The sequence below is a fragment of the Amycolatopsis sp. NPDC051371 genome (genome assembly GCF_040682155.1).
In the GTDB taxonomy this organism is placed as follows: domain Bacteria; phylum Actinomycetota; class Actinomycetes; order Mycobacteriales; family Pseudonocardiaceae; genus Amycolatopsis.
The window spans coordinates 1-22,575 of record NZ_JBFBAG010000037.1 but is presented as its reverse complement, the minus strand read 5'-3'; the positions used below and the strand labels follow the sequence as shown (position 1 = coordinate 22,575).

General features: G+C 71.9%; 20 protein-coding genes. 9 read left to right on the top strand and 11 right to left on the bottom strand.

Features of this window, described 5'->3' with window-relative positions:
- Positions 1-6: 6 nt before the first annotated feature.
- Together AB0M59_RS36590 and AB0M59_RS36585 are read left to right on the top strand one after the other, a co-directional pair.
- Positions 7-2,844, top strand: a complete 2,838-nt coding sequence (locus tag AB0M59_RS36590; protein ID WP_364624590.1) for a glycoside hydrolase family 2 TIM barrel-domain containing protein — start codon at positions 7-9, stop codon at positions 2,842-2,844.
- Between the two features lie 67 nt (positions 2,845-2,911).
- Positions 2,912-3,511: a hypothetical protein gene (locus AB0M59_RS36585; protein WP_364624588.1), complete on the top strand. Its 600-nt coding sequence runs from the start codon at positions 2,912-2,914 to the stop codon at positions 3,509-3,511.
- Between the two features lie 19 nt (positions 3,512-3,530).
- Here the strand turns inward: AB0M59_RS36585 and AB0M59_RS36580 are convergent, their stop codons facing one another.
- On the bottom strand, positions 3,531-4,226 hold the full coding sequence (locus AB0M59_RS36580) for a TetR family transcriptional regulator (protein WP_364624587.1): 696 nt from the start codon (positions 4,224-4,226) through the stop codon (positions 3,531-3,533).
- A gap of 87 nt (positions 4,227-4,313) precedes the next feature.
- Here AB0M59_RS36580 and AB0M59_RS36575 point away from each other — a divergent pair, with 87 nt between their 5' ends.
- A complete protein-coding gene (locus AB0M59_RS36575) occupies positions 4,314-5,450 on the top strand; it encodes an FAD-dependent monooxygenase (RefSeq protein WP_364624585.1) in 1,137 nt (378 codons plus the stop codon).
- A 244-nt stretch (positions 5,451-5,694) separates the two neighbouring features.
- On the opposite strand, the gene AB0M59_RS36570 is transcribed toward AB0M59_RS36575, so the two are convergent.
- A complete protein-coding gene (locus tag AB0M59_RS36570; RefSeq protein WP_364624583.1) occupies positions 5,695-6,366 on the bottom strand; it encodes an NUDIX domain-containing protein in 672 nt (223 codons plus the stop codon).
- Positions 6,367-6,449: 83 nt separating this feature from the next.
- Between AB0M59_RS36570 and AB0M59_RS36565 the strand changes: the two genes are divergently transcribed.
- The 5 genes from AB0M59_RS36565 (at position 6,450) to AB0M59_RS36545 (ending at position 10,911) form a co-directional block, all read left to right on the top strand.
- Positions 6,450-7,451 (top strand): SPFH domain-containing protein, encoded by a 1,002-nt coding sequence (locus AB0M59_RS36565; RefSeq protein WP_364624581.1) that lies wholly within the window; start codon positions 6,450-6,452, stop codon positions 7,449-7,451.
- A complete protein-coding gene (locus AB0M59_RS36560) occupies positions 7,448-8,317 on the top strand; it encodes a hypothetical protein (RefSeq protein WP_364624579.1) in 870 nt (289 codons plus the stop codon). The genes AB0M59_RS36565 and AB0M59_RS36560 overlap by 4 nt, the downstream gene beginning before the upstream one ends.
- A gap of 95 nt (positions 8,318-8,412) precedes the next feature.
- Positions 8,413-8,718, top strand: a complete 306-nt coding sequence (locus tag AB0M59_RS36555; protein WP_364624577.1) for a DUF6403 family protein — start codon at positions 8,413-8,415, stop codon at positions 8,716-8,718.
- Entirely contained in the window at positions 8,711-10,045 is a 1,335-nt protein-coding gene (locus AB0M59_RS36550) for a hypothetical protein (RefSeq protein ID WP_364624575.1), read from the top strand. Before AB0M59_RS36555 ends, AB0M59_RS36550 begins: the two co-directional genes overlap by 8 nt.
- On the top strand, positions 10,042-10,911 hold the full coding sequence (locus AB0M59_RS36545; RefSeq protein WP_364624573.1) for a hypothetical protein: 870 nt from the start codon (positions 10,042-10,044) through the stop codon (positions 10,909-10,911). The genes AB0M59_RS36550 and AB0M59_RS36545 overlap by 4 nt, the downstream gene beginning before the upstream one ends.
- Here AB0M59_RS36545 and AB0M59_RS36540 read toward each other — a convergent pair.
- Positions 10,899-13,121, bottom strand: a complete 2,223-nt coding sequence (locus tag AB0M59_RS36540; protein ID WP_364624571.1) for a glycoside hydrolase family 15 protein — start codon at positions 13,119-13,121, stop codon at positions 10,899-10,901. The genes AB0M59_RS36545 and AB0M59_RS36540 overlap by 13 nt on opposite strands.
- Before the next feature lie 276 nt (positions 13,122-13,397).
- Positions 13,398-14,093 carry a TetR/AcrR family transcriptional regulator gene (locus AB0M59_RS36535; protein WP_364624569.1) on the bottom strand — a complete coding sequence of 232 codons (696 nt, stop codon included), beginning with the start codon at positions 14,091-14,093 and terminating at the stop codon, positions 13,398-13,400.
- A gap of 86 nt (positions 14,094-14,179) precedes the next feature.
- Between AB0M59_RS36535 and AB0M59_RS36530 the strand changes: the two genes are divergently transcribed.
- Entirely contained in the window at positions 14,180-15,172 is a 993-nt protein-coding gene (locus tag AB0M59_RS36530) for an aldo/keto reductase (protein ID WP_364624567.1), read from the top strand.
- On the opposite strand, the gene AB0M59_RS36525 is transcribed toward AB0M59_RS36530, so the two are convergent.
- The 7 genes from AB0M59_RS36525 to AB0M59_RS36495 form a co-directional block, all read right to left on the bottom strand.
- Entirely contained in the window at positions 15,151-16,257 is a 1,107-nt protein-coding gene (locus tag AB0M59_RS36525; RefSeq protein ID WP_364624565.1) for a glycerate kinase, read from the bottom strand. The two genes, AB0M59_RS36530 and AB0M59_RS36525, sit on opposite strands and share 22 nt — an antisense overlap.
- Positions 16,254-16,631, bottom strand: coding sequence for a gamma-glutamylcyclotransferase (locus tag AB0M59_RS36520; protein ID WP_364624563.1), 378 nt, complete (start codon positions 16,629-16,631; stop codon positions 16,254-16,256). Before AB0M59_RS36520 ends, AB0M59_RS36525 begins: the two co-directional genes overlap by 4 nt.
- 9 nt (positions 16,632-16,640) lie before the next feature.
- A complete protein-coding gene (locus tag AB0M59_RS36515) occupies positions 16,641-18,089 on the bottom strand; it encodes an NCS2 family permease (protein ID WP_364624561.1) in 1,449 nt (482 codons plus the stop codon).
- Positions 18,090-18,214: 125 nt separating this feature from the next.
- Positions 18,215-18,697, bottom strand: a complete 483-nt coding sequence (locus AB0M59_RS36510) for a nucleoside deaminase (RefSeq protein WP_360687233.1) — start codon at positions 18,695-18,697, stop codon at positions 18,215-18,217.
- Position 18,698: 1 nt separating this feature from the next.
- Entirely contained in the window at positions 18,699-20,990 is a 2,292-nt protein-coding gene (gene pucD / locus AB0M59_RS36505) for a xanthine dehydrogenase subunit D (protein WP_364624559.1), read from the bottom strand.
- A complete protein-coding gene (locus AB0M59_RS36500; protein ID WP_364624557.1) occupies positions 20,987-21,457 on the bottom strand; it encodes a (2Fe-2S)-binding protein in 471 nt (156 codons plus the stop codon). Before AB0M59_RS36500 ends, pucD begins: the two co-directional genes overlap by 4 nt.
- Complete coding sequence (locus AB0M59_RS36495) at positions 21,448-22,317, bottom strand: FAD binding domain-containing protein (RefSeq protein ID WP_364624555.1); 870 nt, start codon at positions 22,315-22,317, stop codon at positions 21,448-21,450. The genes AB0M59_RS36500 and AB0M59_RS36495 overlap by 10 nt, the downstream gene beginning before the upstream one ends.
- Positions 22,318-22,575 lie beyond the last annotated feature (258 nt).

Here is a 22,575-nt window from a genome sequence, read left to right as displayed (position 1 = left end):
GACTCCATGTCGTACGTCGAAGACCCGAGCCCCGGCCACGGATCGGTGCCCCCGCGCGCGGCCTTCATCTCCGACGCCCCGTCGCTGTCGCTGAACGGCACCTGGCGGTTCCGGCTCTCGCCGAGCCTCGCGGCCGCCCCGGACCCGCTCGAAGCCGACGACTCCGGGTGGGACGAGCTGCCGGTGCCGTCGCTGTGGCAGCTGCACGGCCACGGCGAGCCCGCCTACACGAACGTGCACTACCCGTTCCCGGTCGACCCGCCGCACGTGCCGTCGGAGAACCCGACCGGCGACCATCGGCTGCGGTTCGACCTGCCCGGCGGCTGGCCGTCCGGGTCGGCGTTGCTGCGCTTCGACGGGATCGACTCGTGCGGCCGGATCTGGCTCAACGGCACGGAACTCGGCGTGACGAAGGGCAGCCGGCTGCCGTCGGAGTTCGAGGTCGGGCCGCTGCTGAAGCCGCGAGACAACGTCCTCGTGGTCCGCGTGCACCAGTGGTCGGCGGGCAGCTACCTCGAGGACCAGGACATGTGGTGGCTGTCCGGGATCTTCCGGGCGGTGACACTGCTGGCGCGGCCGTCCGGCGGCATCGGCGACTACTGGCTCCGCGCGGACTACGACCACACGACCGGGCTGGGCACGGTCCGGGTCGAGACCGGCGCGGACGTCGTGCTGGACATCCCGTCGCTGGGCGTCGCCGGGCATCCGGCCGGGGACGCGCTGGAGCTGCCGGTCGAGCCGTGGAGCGCCGAGACGCCGCGCTTGTACGACGGGACGCTGTCCACTGTGGCCGAACGGGTGCCGGTGCGGATCGGCTTCCGGACCGTGTCCATCGAGGACGGTCAGCTCAAGGTCAACGGGCGGCGCCTGCTGCTGCGCGGGGTGAACCGGCACGAGCACGACCCGCACACCGGACGCGTCCTCTCGCGGGAAACCGCGCTGGCCGACGTCCTGCTCATGAAGCGGCACAACGTCAACGCCGTCCGGACCAGCCACTACCCGCCGGACCCGGCGTTCCTCGAGCTGTGCGACGAGTACGGCCTGTGGGTGGTCGACGAGTGCGACCTGGAGACCCACGGCTTCGGACCGCTCGGCTGGGACCGCAGCCCGAGCTCCGAGCCGATGTGGACGGACGCCTACCTGGACCGGATGCGGCGCACGGTCGAGCGGGACAAGAACCGGCCCAGCGTGATCCTCTGGTCGCTGGGCAACGAGAGCCACACCGGGGACAACCTCGCGCGGATGGCGGAGTGGGTGCGCCACCGCGACCCGACGCGGCCGGTGCACTACGAGGGCGACCACGACTGCTCCTATGTGGACGTCCACAGTCGCATGTACGCGACGCCGTCCGAAGTGGAGCGGATCGGCCTCCGGGAGGACACGAACGAACGACGCCGGGACCTGCCGTTCGTGCTCTGCGAGTACGCGCACGCGATGGGCAACGGGCCGGGCGGGCTGCTGGAGTACCGCGAGCTGTTCGAGCGGTACCCGAACTGCCAGGGCGGGTTCATCTGGGAGTGGATCGACCACGGCCTGGCCGTTCCGGGCCATTACGCCTACGGCGGCGACTTCGGCGAAACGATCCACGACGGCAACTTCGTCATCGACGGGCTGCTCTTCCCGGACCGGACGCCGTCGCCGGGGCTGACGGAGTTCGCGAAGATCATCGAGCCCGTCCGGATCTCCGCCGACCCGTCCGGTGTGCGGATCGAGAACCACTACGACTTCGTCGACACCGGGCACCTGAGGTTCACGTGGGTGCTCGAGGACGAGGGAACCGCCGTCGCCCACGGTGTCCTCGACGTCCCGGCCGTCCACGCCGGACAGAGCGCGTCGGTGCCACTGCCGTCGTTGCCGCCCACCAGCGGCGAATCGTGGTTGACCGTTTCGGCGTCGCTGATCTCCCCGGCCCCGTGGGCGCCCGCCGGGCACGTGGTCGGCTGGGGACAGCTATCGGTGTCGGCGGCGCCTTCCCGCCCGTTGCCGCCGACGCGCGGGCCGGTGTTCCGCACGTCCGGGCAGCTCATTCTCGGTACCGGCGAGTTCGACGCCGTGACGGGCACGCTGACGTCGCTCGGCGGACACGCGGTCCTCGGCCCACGGCTCGACGTCTGGCGCGCGACCACCGACAACGACCGCGGCTCGTCGCCCGGGCGGTCCGAGGCTTCGCAATGGCTCGAAGCGGGGTTGCACCGGATGCAGCACCGCGTGATCACCGTCGACGCCGACGGGGACGAGCTTGTCGTACGCACCCGCGTCGCGCCGCCGGCCCAGCCGTTCGGCCTGTTAGCGGACTACACATGGACGGCCTTCGACGGCGGCCTGCGGCTGCGCGTGGACGTCACCCCCGACGGCGAGTTCCCCGGCACGCTCCCCCGGCTCGGCCTGGCGATGGCCGTCCCGGGCACGTTCGGCTCGGCGGAGTGGTTCGGCGGCGGCCCCGGCGAGGCGTACCCGGACAGCTGCCAGGCGGTGCGGATCGGGCGGTTCTCGAGCAGCGTCGACGGCCTGCAGACGCCGTACGTCTTCCCCCAGGAGAACGGCAACCGCACGGCGGTGCGCTGGGCCGCCCTGACGGACCCCGATGGCACGGGCCTCCGCGTCGACGGCGACCCGACATTCGACTTCACGGCCCGCCGCTGGACGGCGGCGGCCCTGGAGGCGGCGCGGCACACGGACGAGCTGGAGTCCGGTTCGCTGGTGCACCTGACGCTGGACGCGGCCCAGCACGGGCTGGGGACGGCGGCCTGCGGGCCCGGCGTGCTGCCGCAGTACCGGCTGGTGCCGCAGAAGACGTCTTTCACCCTTTCGCTGCGGCCTGTGGCAGGTGGTGTCGCAAATTGAGACCTCCTGAGGCCCCCGGATGCGGTGTCGTGGAGGTCCACACGGCCGCAGGACAGGAGCATCCCGGATGACCCCATCGACGAAGACCCCTTCGAGCGCCCGGCAGCTGGCGACCCCCGGCGCGCTGGGCCTGGTGGACCTCGTCGCGATCTTCGACGACCTCCAGTTCACGCTCAAGTGCTGCGAACGGCTGGTGGCGGAGCTGGCCCACCCGCGGGTGGACGCGGTGCTCGTCGAAGCGCTGTGGGTGTCGGCGCTCAACTCGTACGCGCGTTGTTTCCGCACCGGCGACCGGGGCATGGGCCTGACCGTCGAGGACGTCAAGGCCACGGAGGTGCCGGGGGAGATCGCCGAGTGGCACGCGCTGCTCGGCCGGATCCGGGACTTCTTGATCGACGGATCGGTCAACCCGCGCGAGACCTACGCGGTGGGCGTCTCACAATCCGAGGCCGGAGCGGCCGAGGGCATCGTCATCACCTCGGCCGTGCGACCGCTGGTGGACGACGTCACGGTCCGCCAGACCGGCCGGCTGGCCTTCGAGCTGAGCCGCCTCGTGGACGAGCGCATCAAGGAGCACCAAGCGAAGGTCTTCGAAGCGGCTTCGCGGATGACGTCGGCACAGCTGTCCGCTCTGCCGACCATCGAGGTCACCGCAGAGTCTCAGTAAGTCTCATTAATGCGTCTCATTATTCGACGCCGGGGAGGTGCCGGTAGATCGTCGCCCGGGAGACGCCCAGCGCGGTCGCGATGTCGGCCGGGGCGTGGCCCGCGTCGTAGAGGCGGCGGGCCGCCTCGATCGTCTCCGGGCTCATCACCGTCGGCCTGCCACGTCGGGAGCGCGGCCTGACCTCGGGATCCGCGGTGGCGAACAGCCGGTCGACGCCGTCGAGGACCGCGGCGCGCAGCTCGTCCACCGGCTCGTCGGCGAACAGCACCACCGGGTCGCTGAGCATCGCGATCGCCTGGGCCGCGCGAACCCGGCCGGCCAGGTCCGCGTCCGCGCCCGCCACCAGGTGGTTCGCCTTCAGCATGCCGTCGCGGAAGCGCTCGAACACCGTCTTCGACGCGGTCAGCCCGAGGTCGCGGAGGTTCATCCGCAGCAGGTAGCGGTGACCGAGCCACACGTCGAGGAGGCCTTCGATCGCCGCCGCGCGCGAGTCGGCGGCGTCCGCAGCCTTGGTCATGGCCGTTTCGAGGTCGTCCAGGAGCGGTTCGGCCAGCGCCGTCACGATGTCCGCCTTGCCCGGGAAGTGGTACAGCACCGCGGTTTTGGTGACTCCGACGCGCTCGGCCAGCTCCCGGACCGACGTCGCGTGGAAGCCGCGCTCGGAGAACTCCTCGAGCGCGGCGCGCAGGATCCGGGCGCGGGTGTCGTCGGTCATCTCCCGAGCCTAACCGCTTGCCTGACCGTTGGACAGGAGCGTACGGTCGGTACTGACCGATGGTCAGGACCTTGATGGGGGTACACCATGACCGAGCAGACCGTACTGATCTCCGGCGCGGGCGTCGCCGGGCCGACGCTGGCGTACTGGCTGGCCCGCGCGGGCTTCCGGCCGACCGTGGTCGAGCGCGCCGCCGGGCTGCGTTCGAGCGGCAGCCCGGTCGACGTCCGCGGGCCGGCCGCGCACGTCGCCGATCGGATGGGCATCACCGCCGAGCTGCGCGAAGCGAGCACCTCCGTGACGTCGCTGAAGTTCGTCGACGACGCGGGCCGGCGCACCGGGCGCGTCGCGATGGGCGGTGACGGCGGCATCGAGCTGCCCCGCACCGACCTCGCCGCGATCCTGCACCGAGCCGCCCGCGCGGACACCGAGTTCGTCTTCCACGACTCGATCACCGAGCTCCACCAGGACGACGGCGGCGTCGACGTCACGTTCGAGCGGGGCGCTCCGCGGCGCTTCGACCTGGTGATCGGCGCGGACGGCCTGCACTCGGCCGTGCGACGGCTGACGTTCGGGCCGGAACACGCGTTCGTCGAGCACATGGGCGTGTACATCGCGACGCTGCCGCTGGCCGAGCCGCCGGCCGACCGCACGGAGCTGGTGATGTACAACTCGCCCGGCCGCGCGGTCGCCGTGCACCCGGCGCGCGGCAACGGCATCGCGGCGTTCATGTTCCGCGGCGACGCCGTGCCCGGATTCGACTACCGCGACTCCGCACTGCACAAGCGCATGCTGGCCGATGCCTACGACGGCGCCGGCTGGCGCGTGCCGGAGCTGCTGGAGCGCGTGCGTGACGCGGACGACCTGTACCTGGACTCGGTGAGCCGGGTGCGGATGGACTCGTGGTCGACGGGCCGCATTGCGTTGGCGGGCGACGCGGCGTCGTGCGTGTCCCTGTTCGGCGACGGCTCGACGCTCGCCATGGCGGGCGCGTACACCCTCGCCGAGGAGCTGGGCCGGACACCGGGTGACGCGGCGTCGGCGTTCCGCCGGTACGAGAGCGCACACCGGAAGCTGGTGGAACCGAAGCAGCGCAACGTCTCCACGGCCGCGGCCCTGCTGATCCCGGCGACGCGGGGAGGGCTCGCGGCCCGCAACTTCGGCACGCGGCTGCTGCCGCTGGTCACGGCCGCGCGGCGGCTGGTGCCCGCCCGAGCCGCTTGAACCGGGACGAGCCCCCCAAGGGTCCGGCCTTGCGAATCGGGGCCCCTCCACGGCCTGAACCGCGCCGGTGGAACCCGCCGCTGCCGACCGGCTGAGCCGAGCCGGTGAGCCGCGCTGGGCCGGCGAACCGTGCCCACCCGGCGAACGTGGCGAGCCGGCGTTCCGGGCCGACGTGCCCGCCCGGCGAGCCACGCTTACCCGGCGAGCCGGCGTGTTCGCCCGGCCCGCGAGCCGGGGACTTCGGTCAGCTTCGCAACATCGGCGGGTAGAGCAGTTCCGCCTTGCCCCGCCGGTACAGCTGGGCGGGGCGGCCGCCGTCCCGGGTGGTCGTGCGACCGGTGGGCTCCAGCAGTCCCTCGGCGCCGGTCACCTTGCGGTGGAAGTTCCGCGGGTCCAGCCGCGTGTCCCAGACCAGCTCGTACACCCGCCGCAGCTCCGCGACGGTGAACTCCGGCGCGCAGAACGCCGTCGCCAGCGGCGAATACTCGAGTTTCGCGCGGGCCCGCTCGAGGCCGTCGGCGAGGATCCGGTCATGGTCGAAGGCCAGGTGCTCGCGGGATCGCACCGGGATCCAGCGGGCGTCCGCCGCGTCCGTGCCCGCGCGCGGCACCGGCAGGTCCGGGGCCAGCGCCAGGTAGGCGACCGTCACCACCCGCATCCGCGGGTCCCGGTCCGGCGCGCCGTAGGCGGCGAGCTGTTCGATGTGGACGGTCCCGGGTGCCAGTCCCGTCTCCTCCGCCAGTTCTCGCCGCGCCGCGTCCGAGAGGTCCTCGTCTTCCCGGACGAACCCGCCGGGCAGCGCCCACTCCCCCCGGTAAGGCTCGATTCCCCGGCGCACGACCAGGGCGCACAGCTCCTCCCCGGTCAGGGTGAGCACGACGAGGTCGACGGTGACGGCGAACGGCGGGTGACCCATGCCACCACCCTACCCGTTAATCGTCAGCTTGACGATTAGGGCGTCGTCCGCATATCGTCACCCCGACGATAAGAGGAGGGCTCATGGCCGACATCGACCGCCGTTTCGGGTTCCGGCACCTGCGCGGCGCACCCACCGTGCACATCCGCCACTACCGCCGCGGCAAGCTCGCGCACGACGGCGTGGGGCTGTCGTTCTGGTACCGGCCGCTCACCGCGGTCGTCTCGGAGGTCCCGGTCGACGACCGCGAGCTGCCGCTGCTGTTCCACGCCCGCACGGCCGACTACCAGGACGTCACCGTGCAGCTCGCGCTGACCTTCCGGATCCAGGACCCGGCACTGGCCGCGCAGCGGATCGACTTTTCGATCGACCCGGACACCGGGCGCTGGAGAAGCGACCCCCTCGCCCAGATCAGCGGGCTGCTCACCGAGAACGTCCAGCAGTACGCCGTCGAAGTCCTGACCCGCACTCCCCTGGAGTCCGCGCTCGTCGACGGCGTCCGGGCGGTCCGCGACCGGATCCGCGCCGGGCTCGCCGAGGAGGACACGCGGCTCGCGCAGACCGGCTCGGCCGTGCTCGACGTCCGCGTCGTCGCCATCCGGGCCGAGCCGGAGGTCGAGAAGGCGCTGCAGACGACCGCGCGGGAGAAGGTGCAGCAGGAGGCCGACCGGGCGACCTTCGAGCGGCGCGCGCTGGCCGTCGAACGCGAACGCGCGATCGGGGAAAACGAGCTGCAGAACCAGATCGAGCTGGCCCGCCGTGAAGAGCAGCTGGTCACCCAGCGCGGCGCGAACGCCCGGCGGCAGGCCGAAGAGGCCGCGGCGGCGAGCCGGATCGAGACCGAGGCGCAGGCGTCGCGCAAGGAACGGCTGACGCTCGTGGAAGCCGAAGGCAAGCGGGCGCTGGGCGAAGCGGAAGCGGCCGGTGAAGCCGCGCGGCTCGCGGCCTACCGCGACCTGCCCGAGGGCGTGCTGACCGGGCTGGCGCTGAAAGAGCTGGCCGGCAACCTGCCCCAGATCGACAGCCTGGTCCTCACGCCGGATCTGCTCACGCCCTTGCTGACGAAGCTGGGCGTGCGGTCGTGAGCCTCGCCCCGCGCGTCGTGCTGGTGCACCGGCGCACCGAGCTGGCCGAACTGCTCGCCCGGCACGGCACGCGCGGGCAGGCGGAGTTCTTCCTGCGCACGCGCGGCCGTGACCTGGCCGAGGTGACCGAGGCGGACGCCGCCGTGCGCGCGGCGCTCGCCACGGCGTCGGCGGCGATCCCGCTCGACTGGCGCCGCGGCGAGGTCGAACGGGCGGACCTCGACCGGTTCCTGTTCACCCCGGAGGACGTCGTCGTCGTGGTCGGCCAGGACGGGCTGATCGCCAACGTCGCCAAGTACCTCGATGGCCAACCGGTGATCGGCGTGACGCCCGGCGCGCCCGGCGTCCTCGTCAAGCACCCGCCCGCCGCCGTCGCGGACCTGGTGCGGTCCACCGGCGACGTCGAGCACCGGACGATGGCCGAGCTCACCGCGGACGACGGCCAGCGGCTGCTGGCGCTCAACGAGATCTACCTGGGCCACGCCGGGCACCAGACGGCCCGCTACCGGCTGGGGGTCGGTGGCGGGCCGGCGGAAAGGCAGGCGTCGTCGGGGATCCTGGTCGGGACGGGCACCGGCGCGACCGGCTGGTGCGGATCGGTGTGGCGCGAGCGCGGGAGCGGACTCCGGCTGCCCGCGCCCGGCGAGGCCCGGCTGGTCTGGTTCGTGCGGGAGGCGTGGCCGTCGCCGACGACCGGAACCACGTGCACGGAAGGGGATCTGACGTCGTCGCCGCTGACCGTCGAGGTCGAATCCGACCGCCTGGTCGCGTTCGGCGACGGCCTCGAAGCCGACAAGGTCGCCCTCACCCGCGGTCAGACGGCGACGTTCGTCCCGGCTGCGAAGACTGTCCACTTGGTCCGGTGATCGACTGGGACACAATGCGGCAACGTTGTCACATTCCCGGGCTTCGGCCGCCAGAATGACCTCCTCGCCGAAGATCGAGGTGCGAAGGTGGCCGGATGACGTGGCTTGTGTGGGTGCTCGGCGCGGTGGTGATCGCCGCCGCCGGGGCCGGGGTCGTCGCCGTGCCCTGGTGGCGAGACCGGGATTTGCGCCGGCGGACCGCCTGGTCAGCCGCGCGGGCCGCGATCGACAGCGCGGCGGTGAGCCGGGACGCGGCCGCCGCTCCCCTGCTCGAAGCCGAGCAGCTGCTGACGCGGGCAGAGACCATCGTGGCCGACCACGGCGGCGAGCGAGCGGCCCGGGCGGCCGAGGAACACGCGCGCCGCGCCGACGCGCTCTGGCAGGCGGCTGCCCGTGGTTGACCGGATCGATCGGCTGCGCTGGGCTCTGCTGGCCGCGGCCGTCGCCGTACTGGTGACGTTCCTCCTCGTGCAGAAGCAGAGCACCGACGTGAGCTACGGCCAGGCGCCCACGGCCGCGGATCCGATCCCGGAGGGCTCGGCGGGCGAGCTGAGCGGTGCGACCGTCCCGTCGGCCGAGCAGCTGACGGCGATGGTGAAAGCCGCGCCCGTCGTGCGGCTGCCGGGTGCGATCGCGACCTGGGACGACCAGGCCGTGCAGGCCGCGGCCGGCCGCGCCGGGGTCCGCGTGATCGTGGCTCCGCCCGGGCTCCCCGAAGACGCCCGCGACCGGGTGAAGAACGTCGAGGACGCGACCGTCCAGGTGATCGGCACCGAGGTCACCGGCGGGGCGCTGCAGGCCTCGCCCGACCGCGCGTCCGAGTGGATGCACGAGTTCGCCACCGGCGACGTCACGGAGTCGCTGACCACCCTGGCCGCGCACCTCAACCACCAGCCGGACGCCCCGGATCAGCCCGCACTCGCCCGCCGCGACCCGACCGCCGCCGAACTGGCCGAGGTCACGGCACAGCTGCGCGGGACCGGCCGGTACATCGCTCCGGGCGCGACGCTCAAGGACGCGCCCGCGACCACCGCCGCGTTCCCTGGCGCCCAGCCGCTGTACGTGGCCCTGCCGCAGCAGCCGGCCGGGCAGCCGCTCGTCCACTTCGGACCGGCGCTGGCGAAGGAGTTCCCCGGCCGGCCGATCGTGGTGCTGTACGGCCAATGGGTGGAGTACGACGGCCCGTCGGCCGCCGCCTTCTCCGAGGTCGTGACGGCGAGCTTCTACGGCCAGTTCGCCGACCGGCTCAGCACGTACGCCTACCCGCAGCGCAACGTCCTGGGCGCGTGGCTCGACCGCGTCACGGCCATCCGCTACGCCGGGCTGTTCGACCGCCCGCTCCCCTACACCCCGTTCGACCCGCTCCGCGTCGCGCTGCCCGTGCTGCCGTGGCTGTTCGCCGCCTGCGCGGTCGGGTTCCTCGTGCTTTCGGCCCGCCGAGTGGTCCGGCCGGACCACCCCTCCGGTGCCGGCGTGCCGACCCGCTTGGCCGGCCTGACCGCGCTCGCCGTCGAGGTCTCGGGGCTCACCGACGGCGCTTCGGCCGCGGCGCTGACCCGCGGGATCACCCAGCTGACGGCGGCCAGGGAGGCGTTCACCGGGAAGCTCCCCGACAGCCACGTCCACGGCTTGCTCGACTCGGCCGAGGCGGATCTCGGCACCACGGCCGATTTGCTGCGCCGCCCGGAGTACCGGCCGGCCGAGTACCTGCGCGGGAGGCTCACGTGAAGCGGTTCTTCGGCTCTGCGTTCGGGGTCGCGCTGCTCGGCTGCCTGGTTCTGGCGGGCTGGGCGGTGTGGTCGGCGGGAGTGTTCGACGGCCCCGTCGCCCGGCAGCTGCGGTCGGCGTCGGTGTACGTCGCGCCCGGGGTCACGCTCGACCAGCCGGCCGCGGAACGCGTGATCGGCAACCGGCGGCTCGTGGTGGCCTTCCTCGAACCGGGCGCGGACCTGAGCGACGCGTGCGACAGCCTCGGCGGCGCGGCCGACGGCACCCTCGCCGTGATGCTCAGCCGCGACGGCGACGACTACGAGAAGTACGGCTGTTCCCGGCTGCCCGGCCGTGACGACGAGAACTTCGGCAAGGCGTTCGTCGCGGAGTCGATGATCGGCAACGGCATCGACGGCTTCGCCGACCGGCCGGTGGACGCGCTGAAGGTGCTGGTCGTCAACTACGACCTCCTGGTGCGCTCCGGCGCGATTCCCGACGGCGGCCGCACGGTCAGCCCGTCGCTGCCGCGGTACCTGATCGCCACGGCCGCGGTCGCGGCGGTGGCCCTGGGGTCGTTGGGGCTCTACCTCGCCGCGCGCCGGGCCGGGCGGGTCGCGGTGGCGCGAAAAGAACGCCGCGAGGCCGAAGCCGACGAGCGGACCGAGCTGGCGGCGGCCGCGGCCGTGCTGGCCCAGCGGATCATCGACCTGGACCAGCGGTACGCCCGGCAGAAGAGCCGGAGCAAGTTCGCCCAGGGGTACCGGAGTCTCGTGACGGACTACACCAAGCTGCTGCCGGACCTCGGCCACGAAACCCCGGAGCTGCGGGCCCGGGTCGAGAAGCTGCTGACCCGGGCCCGGAAGCTGAGCACTCAGAAGGGGTAGCGGGCCTGCACGATCGACGGCGTGTCGAGGTTGTGGCCCGCGTCCATGCTCTGCGCGAGCCGCAGGTACTGGCCCTCGGCCCACATCAGCGGACCCGCGCTGCTGGTCGGGCGGCCCAGGCCGAAGCAGCCGACGTCACCGCGATCCCAGACCTGCTCGGGCACGAAGTAGCCGTCGTTGGCCGAGTCCGCCATGGACTTCAGGTACACCGCCGCCGACCGGCCGTTGGCCAGTTCGTACTGCCCGCGCTCCCCCGACAGGACCGGCCACAGCCGCCCGAACCGCTGGCTGCCGCCCGCGGGCCAGCCGTTGCACGTCGAGGTGCTCTCGCCGTAGTTGTCGTGCGGGTAGCGGTGGAAGTAGACGTCGCCGTTGGGCAGCGTCACCTGCATCGACGAGTTGCCGTCGGCCGCCGCCGCGGTCGGCGCGACCGAGTTCGCGATCGTCGCGTCGCCGGCCGGGCGGATGCCGAGCCGCACCAGGTCGAGGAAGCCGAAGTCGGTGACGTCGTGTTCGTAGAAGCAGCCTTCGTCGAAGCAGAGCGACGCGCCGTCGTTGGGGTTCCCGGCGCGGTCGAGGCGTTCGTAGTAGGTGTGCCCGCCCCAGTAACCGGACGTCGTGACGGTCCAGCCGGCCAGGGAGTTGCGCCACGAGTCCGCGGTGGACTCCCACGACGTCGCGCTCGCGGTGTCGCCGTTGGCCCGGGCGAGGGCGCCCGCGGCGATCAGCCCGGCGATCTCGGCGGCCACCGACGACGGCGACTTGCCGTACTGCTCCTCCCACCGCTCGGTGGTGTCCGGGCCGGCCGCGACGATGTGGTTCGCCGTCGTCTTGACCTTGGCGTAGGTCGAGGCGTCGGTGAGGCCGGTCAGCCAGGCCAGCAGGATCGCGTCGGCGTCCTGGTCGAGCTGCTCGCAGCAGCCGAGCTGCTGGGCACTGGCGCCGGCGACGCCGGAAACCGGGCTGTAGCGCGGGAATGAGCCCGCCGGGTACGTCATGCCGTCACCCGCGGTCGGGCTGCCGATCCACTGGGAGTTCCAGAGGAACTGGGCCATCCGCTTGGCCTGCGCGCTGTCGCCGGCGGCGAGCAGGCCGGTCGCCTGCTGGTAGAGGTCGCGGCCCCAGACGCGGTGGTAGCCGTCGTTGAGCTGGTCGCCGTTGGTGAAGTTGCCCCACGGCGTCGCGAGGCCCGCGACGCTCGCGCCGGGGTGCTGCTTGTCCTCGGCGGTCTTGAGCGCCATCGCCGCGACGTAGTAGGCGCGACGCCGTTGCGTGTCACCGGAAACGCTCGCGGGCGCGGGTTTCAGCCCGCCCACGTAGGAGTTCCAGCCACTGCGGTAGGAGCTTGAAAGGGCGGTGAACCCACTGCTCAGCGAGCCGGTCGCGTTGGACGTGGCGGCCGCGGCGGTGCCGCCGTAGCCGAGCGCGACGGTGAACGTGGTGTCCGTGCCGACCGGGATCTGTCCACACTGGACGACGTTGCCGGTGCCGGAGATGGCGTCGAACTGGTTGTTCAGGGTCTTGTCGGCGCGCAGGTCGACCAGGCAGTCGCTGCCCGCGCCGCTGTAGCCATTGTCATGCGCGGTGAAGCCGGTCGAGACGCGCAGCGCGGAGATGACGGTGGTGGCCGTGCCGCCGAACAGCGTCTCGGTGCCGCTGGCCAGCAGGCCGTTGCCGTCCCACCAGGCGTTGTCGTTGGCGCCGCCGCCGACCATGGACGGGTTGGCCAGGAGGTACAGCTTGTAGCTTCCGCCGTCCAGGGATTGGAAGCGCGTGTTTCTCATGAGAGTCGCGCGGGTCGGGTCCGTGACGTAGTCCGTGGTGATGCGGTACTTGCCGCTCTTGGCGGTGTTGGTGACGGTGTACTGCAGGGCTTTCTCGTCGGGCATGCTCACGACGTGGTTCGTGGCGTCACGCTCCAGGTCGACGAAGGTGCTGCCGTCGGTGACGACGAACTGCATGTCTTGCATGTTGGGGACGTCGGCGCGCGGGTAGAAGACTTCGGAAGTGACGCCGTCGGCGACGGTGAACCACACGGGACTCGCGGTTGTCGTCGAGGTCCCGATGGCGGATTTGTTGCCCGTTGCCCAGGAGGCGCCGCCGCCGCAGCAGTCCGTTGCGGTGCCGCTTGCCTGGGCTGTGCCGGGCAGTGTGCCGGCCAGTAGGAGTCCTGCTCCGGCGCAGGCCAGGACTGCTTTCCACCTGATCATCGAGACCCTCCGACGGCGTTGTCGTCAATATGTTGCGAGCGGCAACATATTGGGCTACGTCCCGGTGACAGGCAATGTCCGATCGGGCTGGATCGATCCAGCTCTGGGCTGGACGGGGTAAGGCGACGTTCTGGTTCTCCGCCACCCCGGCGCCTGATTGTGACTACGGCCGGCAGCGCCGCGTCAAGGCGGGAAAGCGTGCCTTGACCCGGTGCCGCCGGCCGTGTTCTGGCTTCGGATCGGGGTTGCGGGGGGCCTGGGTTCCGAGGGCCGGGCTTAGGCGTCGGCGATGCGGTCCAGCCACTCCGCCAACAGCACGCGCTCCGCGTCGGTCAGCACCGCCGTGCCGTCGAGGCCGGCGCGCAACGCGATCGCGCGCTCCGGCAGGTCGGATCCCGTCGGCTCCTCGTTGCCGGCGAGGATTCGGCTCAGCACTGTCTCCCGGGCCGTCTCCGACAACTCGGCGTCGCGCTCCGCCTCCGGCGTTGCGATCAGGTTCAGCACCACGCCCATGCCCGTCGCGTGCACCAGCCGGGCCGCGCGTTCGACACTCACGCGGAGCCGGCCCGCCTGCGCGACGCGCTCGACGATGCTCCGCAGCATCGCCTCGGCCTCCCGGGCGGCCGGCGACGTGCGGCCTGGGCGTGCGTCGCCGTACATGAGCACGTAGAACTCCGGGCGCGACAGCCCGAACTCGACGTGCAAGTCCCAGCCGCGGCGGAGGTCCTCGACCGCGTCGCCGGTGGAGCCCAGCTCGCGCTTGCTCGTCAGGTACTCGTCGAACCCGTACGCGGCGACCGCGTCCAGCAGGCCGTCCTTGTCGCCGAAGAGGCGGTAGAGGGCCGGCGGCTGGACGCCCGCCGCCGCGCTCACCGCGCGCGTCGAGAGGCCGTCGCGCCCCTCCGCCACCAGCAGCGCGGCTGCCGCTTCGAGGATCCGCTCGCGGGTGTCCACCGCCGTCTTCGTCACCATGGTTCCAATGATAACAAATCCCGAGTAGCAGTCGTTCGGTATCGGTGATACGTTGTGTCAAGTATCAACGGAAACAGGGAGAACCCATGCACACCCGCACCCTCGGCCGGACCGGTCCGGCCGTCAGCGCCCTCGGTCTCGGCCTGATGGGCATGTCCGACCTCTACGGCCCGGCCGACGAGACCGAGTCGGTCGCGACGATCCACGCCGCCCTCGACGCCGGCGTCACCCTGCTCGACACCGGCGACTTCTACGGCATGGGCCACAACGAAATGCTGCTGCGCGACGCGCTGCGCGGCCGCAACCGCGACCAGGCGGTGATCAGCGTCAAGTTCGGCGCGCTGCGCGGCCCGGACGGCGCCTGGCTGGGCAACGACAGCCGCCCGGAGGCCGTCAAGAACTTCCTCGCCTACAGCCTGCGCCGCCTCGGCACCGACCACATCGACGTCTACCGCCCGGCGCGGCTCGACCCGGCCGTGCCGATCGAAGACCAGGTCGGTGCGCTGGCCGACCTGGTCCGGGCGGGCTACATCCGCCACATCGGCCTGTCCGAAGTCGGCGCGGAGACCCTGCGCCGCGCCGCCGCCGTGCACCCGATCTCCGACCTGCAGATCGAGTACTCGCTGCTCTCCCGCGGGATCGAGGCGGACATCCTGCCGGCCGCACGCGAGCTGGGCATCGGCGTCACCGCGTACGGCGTCCTGTCCCGCGGCCTGCTCAGCGGGCACTGGACGCCGTCGCGCGAACTGACCGCCGGTGACTTCCGCGGCTACAGCCCGCGGTTCCAGGGCGAGAACCTCGACCGCAACCTGGCGCTGACCGACGCGTTGGGCAAGCTCGCCGCGGGCAAGGGCGTCACGACCGCGCAGCTCGCCATCGGGTGGGTCGCCGCGCAGGGCGAGGACATCGTTCCGCTGGTGGGCGCCCGCACCCGCGCCCGGCTGGCCGAGTCCCTGGGCGCCGACCTCGACCTCACGCCCGACGACCTGGCGGAAATCGAGGCCGCCGTCCCGGCCGGCGCCGCGTCCGGCGACCGCTACGCCGCCGCCCAGCTCGATCACTTGGACAGCGAGAAGTAATCGATCGCGACGCGGTGGGCGAGGCGGCGCAGCAACGGCGCCGCCTCCGCCATGCACCGCGCCGGGTCCGGTTCGAGGTCGGTCAGCGCGTACGCGGCCGAGATGCCCGCTTCGGCCAGCTCCACTGTGGACAATTGGCAGCGTCCGGATACCGCGACGCACGGAATGCCCTTGGCCGCCGCGGCTCGAGCGACCCCGGCCGGGGCCTTGCCGGACAACGTCTGCGTGTCCAGCGAGCCTTCCCCGGTGACTACCAGCGAGGCTCCGGACAACGCGGCGTCGAAGCCGAGCAGGTCGAGCAGCAGCTCGATTCCCGGGCGCATCCGGGCGCCCAGCACAGCCATCGCGGCGAAGCCCACTCCCCCGGCGGCCCCCGCGCCGGGCTTCGAGGCGAACTCCGGCCCGATCTGAGACGCCCAGTGCCGCAACGCCGCGTCCAGCGTCTCGACGTCATCTGGGGACGCGCCTTTCTGCGGGCCGTAGACGCACGCGGCACCACGCGGCCCGTAGAGCGGGTTGTCGACGTCGCTAGCCAGTTCGATGTCCACTCCGGACAAGTCCAACCGGGACAGATCCACCGAAGCGAGCCGGGACAACGCCTCGCCGCCGAAGGGAAGCTCACGATCCGCGCCGTCCAGCAGCCGGGCCCCCAATGCGGCCAGCATCCCGGCGCCGCCGTCCGTGCCGGCGCTGCCGCCGACGCCGAGCACGATCCGGCGGCACCCCGCCCGCACCGCCGCCGCGAGCACGTCGCCGGTGCCGGCGCTCGTCGCGGTCAGCGGCGCCGGCGCCCCGGGCAGCCGGTGCAGCCCGGACGCCTCCGCCAACTCGACCACAGCCGTGTCCCCACGGACCGCGTAGGACGCCGTCACCGGCACGCCGGTCGGGCCGCGCGCCGGGACCCGCACGCGACGGAACCCGGCGGCGACGGCGGCGTCCACCGTGCCGTCGCCGCCGTCGGCCACCGGAAGTTCGTGCACCGTGAGGGACGGGTGGACGTCGGCGAGGCCGGAAGCCACCGCCGACGCCACCTCGGCCGCGGTCAGCGACCCCTTGAACTTGTCCGGTGCGACGAGGACCTTCACACGCTCGCCTTGTACGCCCGCCAGTCGCCGACTTCGGTGATGTCCCTCAGCGCGACGTGCGAGGTGTAGGGCCGCCGCAGCAGCATGGCGAACGCCGAACTGCCGTCGGCCAGCTCCACCACACCCAGCTCCAGCTCGTGGGGTTCGGACGGGAGCACCTTGTCCCGCAGGTCGTCCAGCGAGACGTCGTACACCTCACCGACCACCTCCGCGCCGCCGTGCGACACCGGGTACAGCGCCGGGCACTGCTCGCCGACGGCGTAGAACCGGTACTTCGGCGCGGTCTTCGCCGTCGAAACGAACGGGGAACCGTCGAGCAGGTGGTGCAGCGGTTCGCCGCGCATGGCGCCGCCGTTGAAGAACATCAGGGTCACCGGAACTCCTTAGCGGAAGAGGGCTTCGACGCCGTCGACGGCGAAGTACACCGCGAACACCAGCGCCAGCAGGGAAAGCAGCCAACCGGCCTCGCGCCACTTGCCGCGACCGATCTTGATCAGCACGAACGCGATCAGGCCGGCGCCGACGCCGTTGGTGATCGAGTAGGTGAACGGGATCAACGCGGCGGTCAAGAACACCGGGATCGTGTAGTCCGGGTCGTGCCACGGGATGTTGCGGCACTGCGCGACCATCATGCCGCCGATGACGACCAGCGCGGGTGCGGCGGCCTGGGCCGGAACGACCCCGGCGAGTGGCGTGAACAGCAGCGTCCCGGCGAACAACAGCCCGGTGACGACGCTCGCGAGACCCGTCCGGGCGCCTTCGCCAACACCTGCCGCAGACTCCAGGAACACCGTGTTCGGCGACGAACCGGTCACCCCGCCGGCGATCGCGCCCGCGCCGTCGACCAGCAGGATCCGGCCCATCCGCGGGACCTTGCCGTTCTTCGACAGCCCGGCTTCGTCCGAGACGCTGGTGATCGTGCCCATCGCGTCGAAGAACCCGGACAGCACCAGCGTGAACAGGAAGACCGTGGCCGCGAGCGCCCCCGCGGAAGCGAACCCGCCGAACAGATCGATGTGGCCGAAGAGCCCGAAGTCCGGCGCCGCGACGACGTGGTCGGGCAAGGCGGGAGTGGTGAGGCCCCAGCCGCCGACGCCGAACACCTGGTGCAACACCACGGCGAACACGGTGGAGACCCCGATGCTGATCAGCACCGCGCCCGGGACCTTGCGGGCCATCAGCACGATCATCAGCAGCAGGCCGAAGCAGAACACGACGATCGGCCAGCCGTGCAGGTGCCCGCTCGCCCCCAGCCGCACCGGGACCGTGGTCTCCGCCGCGTCCGGCATCCGGGTCACGAACCCGGCGCTGACCAGCCCGACCAGGGCGATGTAGAGCCCGATCCCGACGGTGATCGCCATCTTGAGCGGCCGCGGGATGGCGTTCATGATCCGTTCGCGGACGCCGCTGACCGCCATCAGCACGATGCACACGCCTTCGAGCACGACCAGCCCGAACGCCTGCGCCCACGTCATCGAGGGTGCCATCTGGAAGGCGACGATGCCGTTGATGCCGAGGCCGGCGGCCAGCGCGAGGGGCGCGTTGCCGACGACCCCCATCAGGATGGTCATCACGGCGGCGGCCAGCGCGGTCGCCGTGGTCACCTGCGCGGCCGAGAGCCGAGCGCCGGTGATGTCGGCGGAGGCGCCGAGGATGAGCGGGTTGAGCAGCACGATGTAGGCCATCGCGACGAACGTCGTGACGCCGCCGCGGACTTCGCGGCCGACCGTGCTCTGCCGGGCCCGCAGCTCGAACACGCGGTCCAGGAGCGTGCGGCGGGCTGGTTCGGGTACTTCGTCGAGGTCGGGCTCGTGGATCTCTACCTGGGTCATGCGTCCTGCCCTTGCCGGTGGGTGTGCTCGGCCAGGCCGAGGCACAGCACCGTGCCTGGGCGAGCGGGACGTTCGATTCGGTTGTGCTCCGGTCAGCTGGCCTTGTGGGTCAGTAAGCGGTGAGGTCAGTAGTCGGTGCGGTCGCTCTTGTCGAGCCAGGCCGCGAAGGGCGCGAATCCGTCCTTTGCGGACAGTCGCGTGACGGGGACCGTCCAGGTGTCGCGCGGACGGTCGAAGAGTTCGTAGAAGGCGCGGTCGTCGAAGCCGGCCCTGGCCGCGTCGTCGCGGTCGGCGGCGAAGAGGACCTTGTCGACGCGTGCCCACAGCGCCGAGGACAGGCACATCGGGCACGGTTCGCAGCTGGAGACGAGCACGCAGCCGTCGAGCTTGAACGTGCCGAGCGCCTGGCAGGCCGCGCGGATCGCGACGACTTCGGCGTGCGCGGTCGGGTCGAGGTTTGCGGTGACGCGGTTGACGCCGGTAGAGACGATCTCGCCGTCCTTCACGATCAGCGCGCCGAACGGGCCGCCGCCGTTCGCGACGTTGGTCTCCGCGATGCGGACGGCTTCGTCGAGCCATTCGGTCTCGGCGGAAATCGACGTGGTCATCTCAAACTCCTGTGATGTGTTCGGGGCGGATGGGGACGCGCGGCAGCTCGAGGCCGGTGGCCGCGCGGATGGCGTTGGCGATCGCCGGGGTCGCGGAGATCGTGGGTGGTTCGCCGACGCCGCGGACGCCGTAGGGCGCGTGCGGGTCGGGCCGCTCGAGGACGTCGACGCGCATCGGCGGCATGTCCAGGACGGTCGGGATGAGGTAGTCGGTGAACGACGGGTTCCGCACCTTGCCGTCCTTGACCAGGATCTCCTCCATCACGGCGAGGCCGAGGCCTTGCGCCGAGCCGCCCTGGATCTGGGCGACGACGGCGTCGGGGTTCATCGCCTTGCCGACGTCCTGGGCGCAGTCGAGCTGGACGACCTTGACCAGGCCGAGGTCCAGGTCGACGTCGACGATCGCGCGGTGGGCCGAGAAGCCGTACTGCACGTGGGCGTCACCCTGGCCGGTCTCCGGGTCGAGCGGGTAGGTCGGCCGGTGGTGGAACTCGCGGGTCTCCTCGATCGCGGTCTCCCCCAGCAGCTCGGCCAGGTCCGCGACGACTTCGCCGTCGGCCGCGACGACCTTCCCGCCCGTGAGCGACATGCCTTCCGAAGGCACCCCGAGCCGGGCGTAGACGGCCTCGGCGACCGCGCGACAGGCGTTGCGGACCGCGCCACCGGTGACGTAGGTCTGGCGTGACGCCGAGCTGGAACCCGCGTCGCCGACGCTCGTGTCGGCCGGGTGCACGCTCACCCGCGTCAGGCCCAGCTCGGTGCGGGCGATCTGCTGCTGCAGCGTCACCAGGCCCTGGCCGACCTCGGCCGCGGCGGTGTGCACCATCGCCACCGCCTCGCCGCCGAGCACCTCCAGCCGGACGCGGGCGGTCGAGTAGTCGTCGAGCCCTTCGGCGTAAGAGATGTTCTTGATGGTGACGCCGTAGCCGATCCCGCGGACGACGCCTTCGCCGTGCGTGGTGTTGGACGCGCCGCCGGGCAGCTCGCGGATGTCGCGTTCACCGGTCGGCTCGGGCGGCAGCGGCAGGTCCCGGACGCGCTGGACCAGCTCCGCGACCGGCGCCGGGAAGTCGACCACCTGGCCGGTGACCACAGTGGACCCTTCGCTCAAGGCGTTCAGGATCCGCAGGTCCGCGGGGTCCATGTCCAATGCGGACGCGAGCTTGTCCATTTGGGACTCGTACGCGTACGTCGGCTGGACCGCGCCCAGGCCGCGCATCGCCCCGCAGGTCGGGTTGTTCGTGTAGACGCCCCAGCCCTCGATGTGCGCGTTCGGCACGTCGTACGGGCCGACGCTGAGCGTGGTGCCGTTGCCGACCACGACCGGAGTCTTGGACGCGTACGCACCGCCGTCGAAGTACATCTTCGCCCGGACGTAGACGATCTTGCCGTCGCGGGTGGCGCCGTGCTCGTAGTACATCTTCGCCGGATGCCGGTGGACGTGCCCGAAGAACGACTCGAGGCGGTTGTAGCTCATCTTGACCGGACGCCCGGTGCGCAGCGCGAGCATGCACGAGTGGATCTGCATGGACAGGTCCTCGCGGCCGCCGAACGCGCCGCCGACACCGGACAGCGTCAGCCGCACCTTCTCCAGGGGCAGCCCCAGGGCCTTCGCCGTCTGGCGCTGGTCCACGTGCAGCCATTGGGTGGCCAGGTAGAGGTCGACGCCGCCGTCCTCGGCCGGCACCGCGAGCCCGGACTCCGGCCCGAGGAACGCCTGGTCCTGCATGCCGATCTCGTAGACACCGGAGACGACGACGTCGGCGGTCGCGGTCGGGTCGCCCTTGACGATCCGCTGGTGGCGGACCAGGTTCCCGTCCGGGTGCAGCTTCGGCACGGTGTCGTCGTGGGCCGCGCGCTCGGGGTCGGTGATCGGCTCGAGGACGTCGTACTCGACGACGATCTCCTTGAGCGCCTGCCGCGCGATCTCCGGGTGGTCGGCGGCCAGGATGGCGATCGGCTCGCCCTGGTAACGGACCAGGTCCGCGGCCAGGGCCGGGGTGTCCTGGTACTTGAGGCCGTAGACGTTCTCACCGGGTACGTCCTCGTGCGTGAGGACCGCGTGCACGCCGGGCTGGGCGAGCGCACGGGAGACGTCGAGGCGGACGATCCGGGCGTGCGGGTGCGGGCTGCGCAGGGTGGCGCCCCACAGCATGTCCTCGTGCCACAGGTCCGAGGAGTAGGCGAACTCGCCGCGCACCTTGAGTGTGCCGTCCGGGCGCAGCGGGCTCTCGCCGATGCCGCCGGCGATCGTGTCGTGCAGCTCCTGCGGGGAGCGGGCCGGCGCGCTCATCGGACCGCCTTCTTCGCGGCCGCGTCGCGGACGGCGTCGAGGATCTTCTCGTACCCGGTGCAGCGGCAGAGGTTCCCCGCGAGGGCCTCGCGGATCTCGACGTCGCTGGGGTCCGGGACTCGCTCGATCAGGTCGTGCGCGGCCACGAGCAGGCCGGGCGTGCAGAACCCGCACTGGACGGCGCCCTGTTCGACGAACGACTCCTGAACCGGGTCGAGCGCGTCGCCGTCTGCGAGCCCTTCGACGGTGACGACGTCGCGGCCCTCGGCCTGCCCGGCCGCGACCAGGCACGCGCACGCCGGAACGCCGTCGAGGTAGACCGTGCACGAGCCGCACTCACCCTGCTCACAGGCGTTCTTCGAGCCCGGCAGACCGAGCCGCTCGCGCAGCACGTAGAGCAGGCTTTCGCCTTCCCAGACGTTGTCCGCCCGGCGATGCTCGCCGTTGACGGTGACGTTCACGCGCACTTCGCGCTCCCTTCGCAGTATTCGCCCCAGGCCCAGGTCAGGGTGCGTCGAGCCATCACGCCCAGGGCGTGGCGCCGGTAGGCCGCACTCCCCCGGACGTCGTCGATCGGCGACGCTGCCCCGGCGACCAGGTCGCCGAAGCGGCGTTTCACCGAGTCGTTGAGTGCCCTCGGCGCGTCCCAGTTCAGCTCGCCGGCCAGGAACTCCTCGGCTTCGAGGGCCCGGCGCGGGGTGGGCGCGGCCGAGCCGACGCCGGTGCCGACGCGCCGTTGCTCCGGGTGCAGCGCCAGCCCGAAGGCGGCGACCGCGATGACCATGGCGTTGCGGGTGCCGATCTTGCTGAACTGCTGGGGCCCGGTGGCCGGGGCCAGCAGCACGGACGTGATCAGCTCGTCCGGCTCCAGGACGTTCTTCTTGACCCCCACGTAAAAATCCTTCGCCCCGACGATCCGGGTGCCGCGCACCGAGGCGATTTCGACCTCGGCGTCGGCGGCCAGCAGCGCTGGGTGCGCGTCGCCCGCCGGCGAAGCCGCGCCGAGATTGCCACCCACGGAACCGCGGTTGCGGATCTGCGGGGACCCGACGGTCCGCGCGGCCATCGCGAGGCCGGGCAGCTTCGGGCCCAACTCGGCGATGATCCGGGTGTAGGGCACGGCCGCGCCGAGCCGGATCCGGCCGCCCTCGGTGCCGTGCTCGTGCAGCTCGGCGACACGGCCGAGGTCGAGCAGGGCGCCGGGGCGGCGGTGGTCGAAGTTGAGCTCGACCATCACGTCCGTGCCGCCGGCGATCGGGACCGCACCGGGGCTCGCGGCCTTCGCGGCGAGCGCGTCGGCCAGCGTGGCGGGTCGGAGGAATTCCACTGTGGACGTCCTTTCGGGGCTGCTTCGTGAAGAAGTACACACGCTGGGGTGTGGCCGCGACCACGGCTAAACCCCTGAAAGAAGGGTGAATTTCGGGCCCTGGTTTGTACTTTCCGACAACAGCCTTCGTCCGCGCGCGGAAAGGCCGCCGTGCGAGGTCAGGGTCTCGCACGGCGGCCTGGGTCACCTGGGGGTCGTGAGTGCGTAACAGTGTTAGAACACTGTTACGCGGCAACTCGCGGCGCCAGGGCGCGATCC

What these genes read in the sequence shown, in the direction of transcription:
- AB0M59_RS36590 (WP_364624590.1), top strand. Translation starts at nt 7, where the DNA reads ATGTCGTACGTCGAAGACCCGAGCCCCGGCCACGGATCGGTGCCCCCG.
- AB0M59_RS36585 (WP_364624588.1), top strand. Translation starts at nt 2,912, where the DNA reads ATGACCCCATCGACGAAGACCCCTTCGAGCGCCCGGCAGCTGGCGACC.
- AB0M59_RS36580 (WP_364624587.1), bottom strand. Translation starts at nt 4,226, where the DNA reads ATGACCGACGACACCCGCGCCCGGATCCTGCGCGCCGCGCTCGAGGAG.
- AB0M59_RS36575 (WP_364624585.1), top strand. Translation starts at nt 4,314, where the DNA reads ATGACCGAGCAGACCGTACTGATCTCCGGCGCGGGCGTCGCCGGGCCG.
- AB0M59_RS36570 (WP_364624583.1), bottom strand. Translation starts at nt 6,366, where the DNA reads ATGGGTCACCCGCCGTTCGCCGTCACCGTCGACCTCGTCGTGCTCACC.
- AB0M59_RS36565 (WP_364624581.1), top strand. Translation starts at nt 6,450, where the DNA reads ATGGCCGACATCGACCGCCGTTTCGGGTTCCGGCACCTGCGCGGCGCA.
- AB0M59_RS36555 (WP_364624577.1), top strand. Translation starts at nt 8,413, where the DNA reads ATGACGTGGCTTGTGTGGGTGCTCGGCGCGGTGGTGATCGCCGCCGCC.
- AB0M59_RS36540 (WP_364624571.1), bottom strand. Translation starts at nt 13,121, where the DNA reads ATGATCAGGTGGAAAGCAGTCCTGGCCTGCGCCGGAGCAGGACTCCTA.
- AB0M59_RS36535 (WP_364624569.1), bottom strand. Translation starts at nt 14,093, where the DNA reads ATGGTGACGAAGACGGCGGTGGACACCCGCGAGCGGATCCTCGAAGCG.
- AB0M59_RS36530 (WP_364624567.1), top strand. Translation starts at nt 14,180, where the DNA reads ATGCACACCCGCACCCTCGGCCGGACCGGTCCGGCCGTCAGCGCCCTC.
- AB0M59_RS36515 (WP_364624561.1), bottom strand. Translation starts at nt 18,089, where the DNA reads ATGACCCAGGTAGAGATCCACGAGCCCGACCTCGACGAAGTACCCGAA.
- AB0M59_RS36510 (WP_360687233.1), bottom strand. Translation starts at nt 18,697, where the DNA reads ATGACCACGTCGATTTCCGCCGAGACCGAATGGCTCGACGAAGCCGTC.
- pucD (WP_364624559.1), bottom strand. Translation starts at nt 20,990, where the DNA reads ATGAGCGCGCCGGCCCGCTCCCCGCAGGAGCTGCACGACACGATCGCC.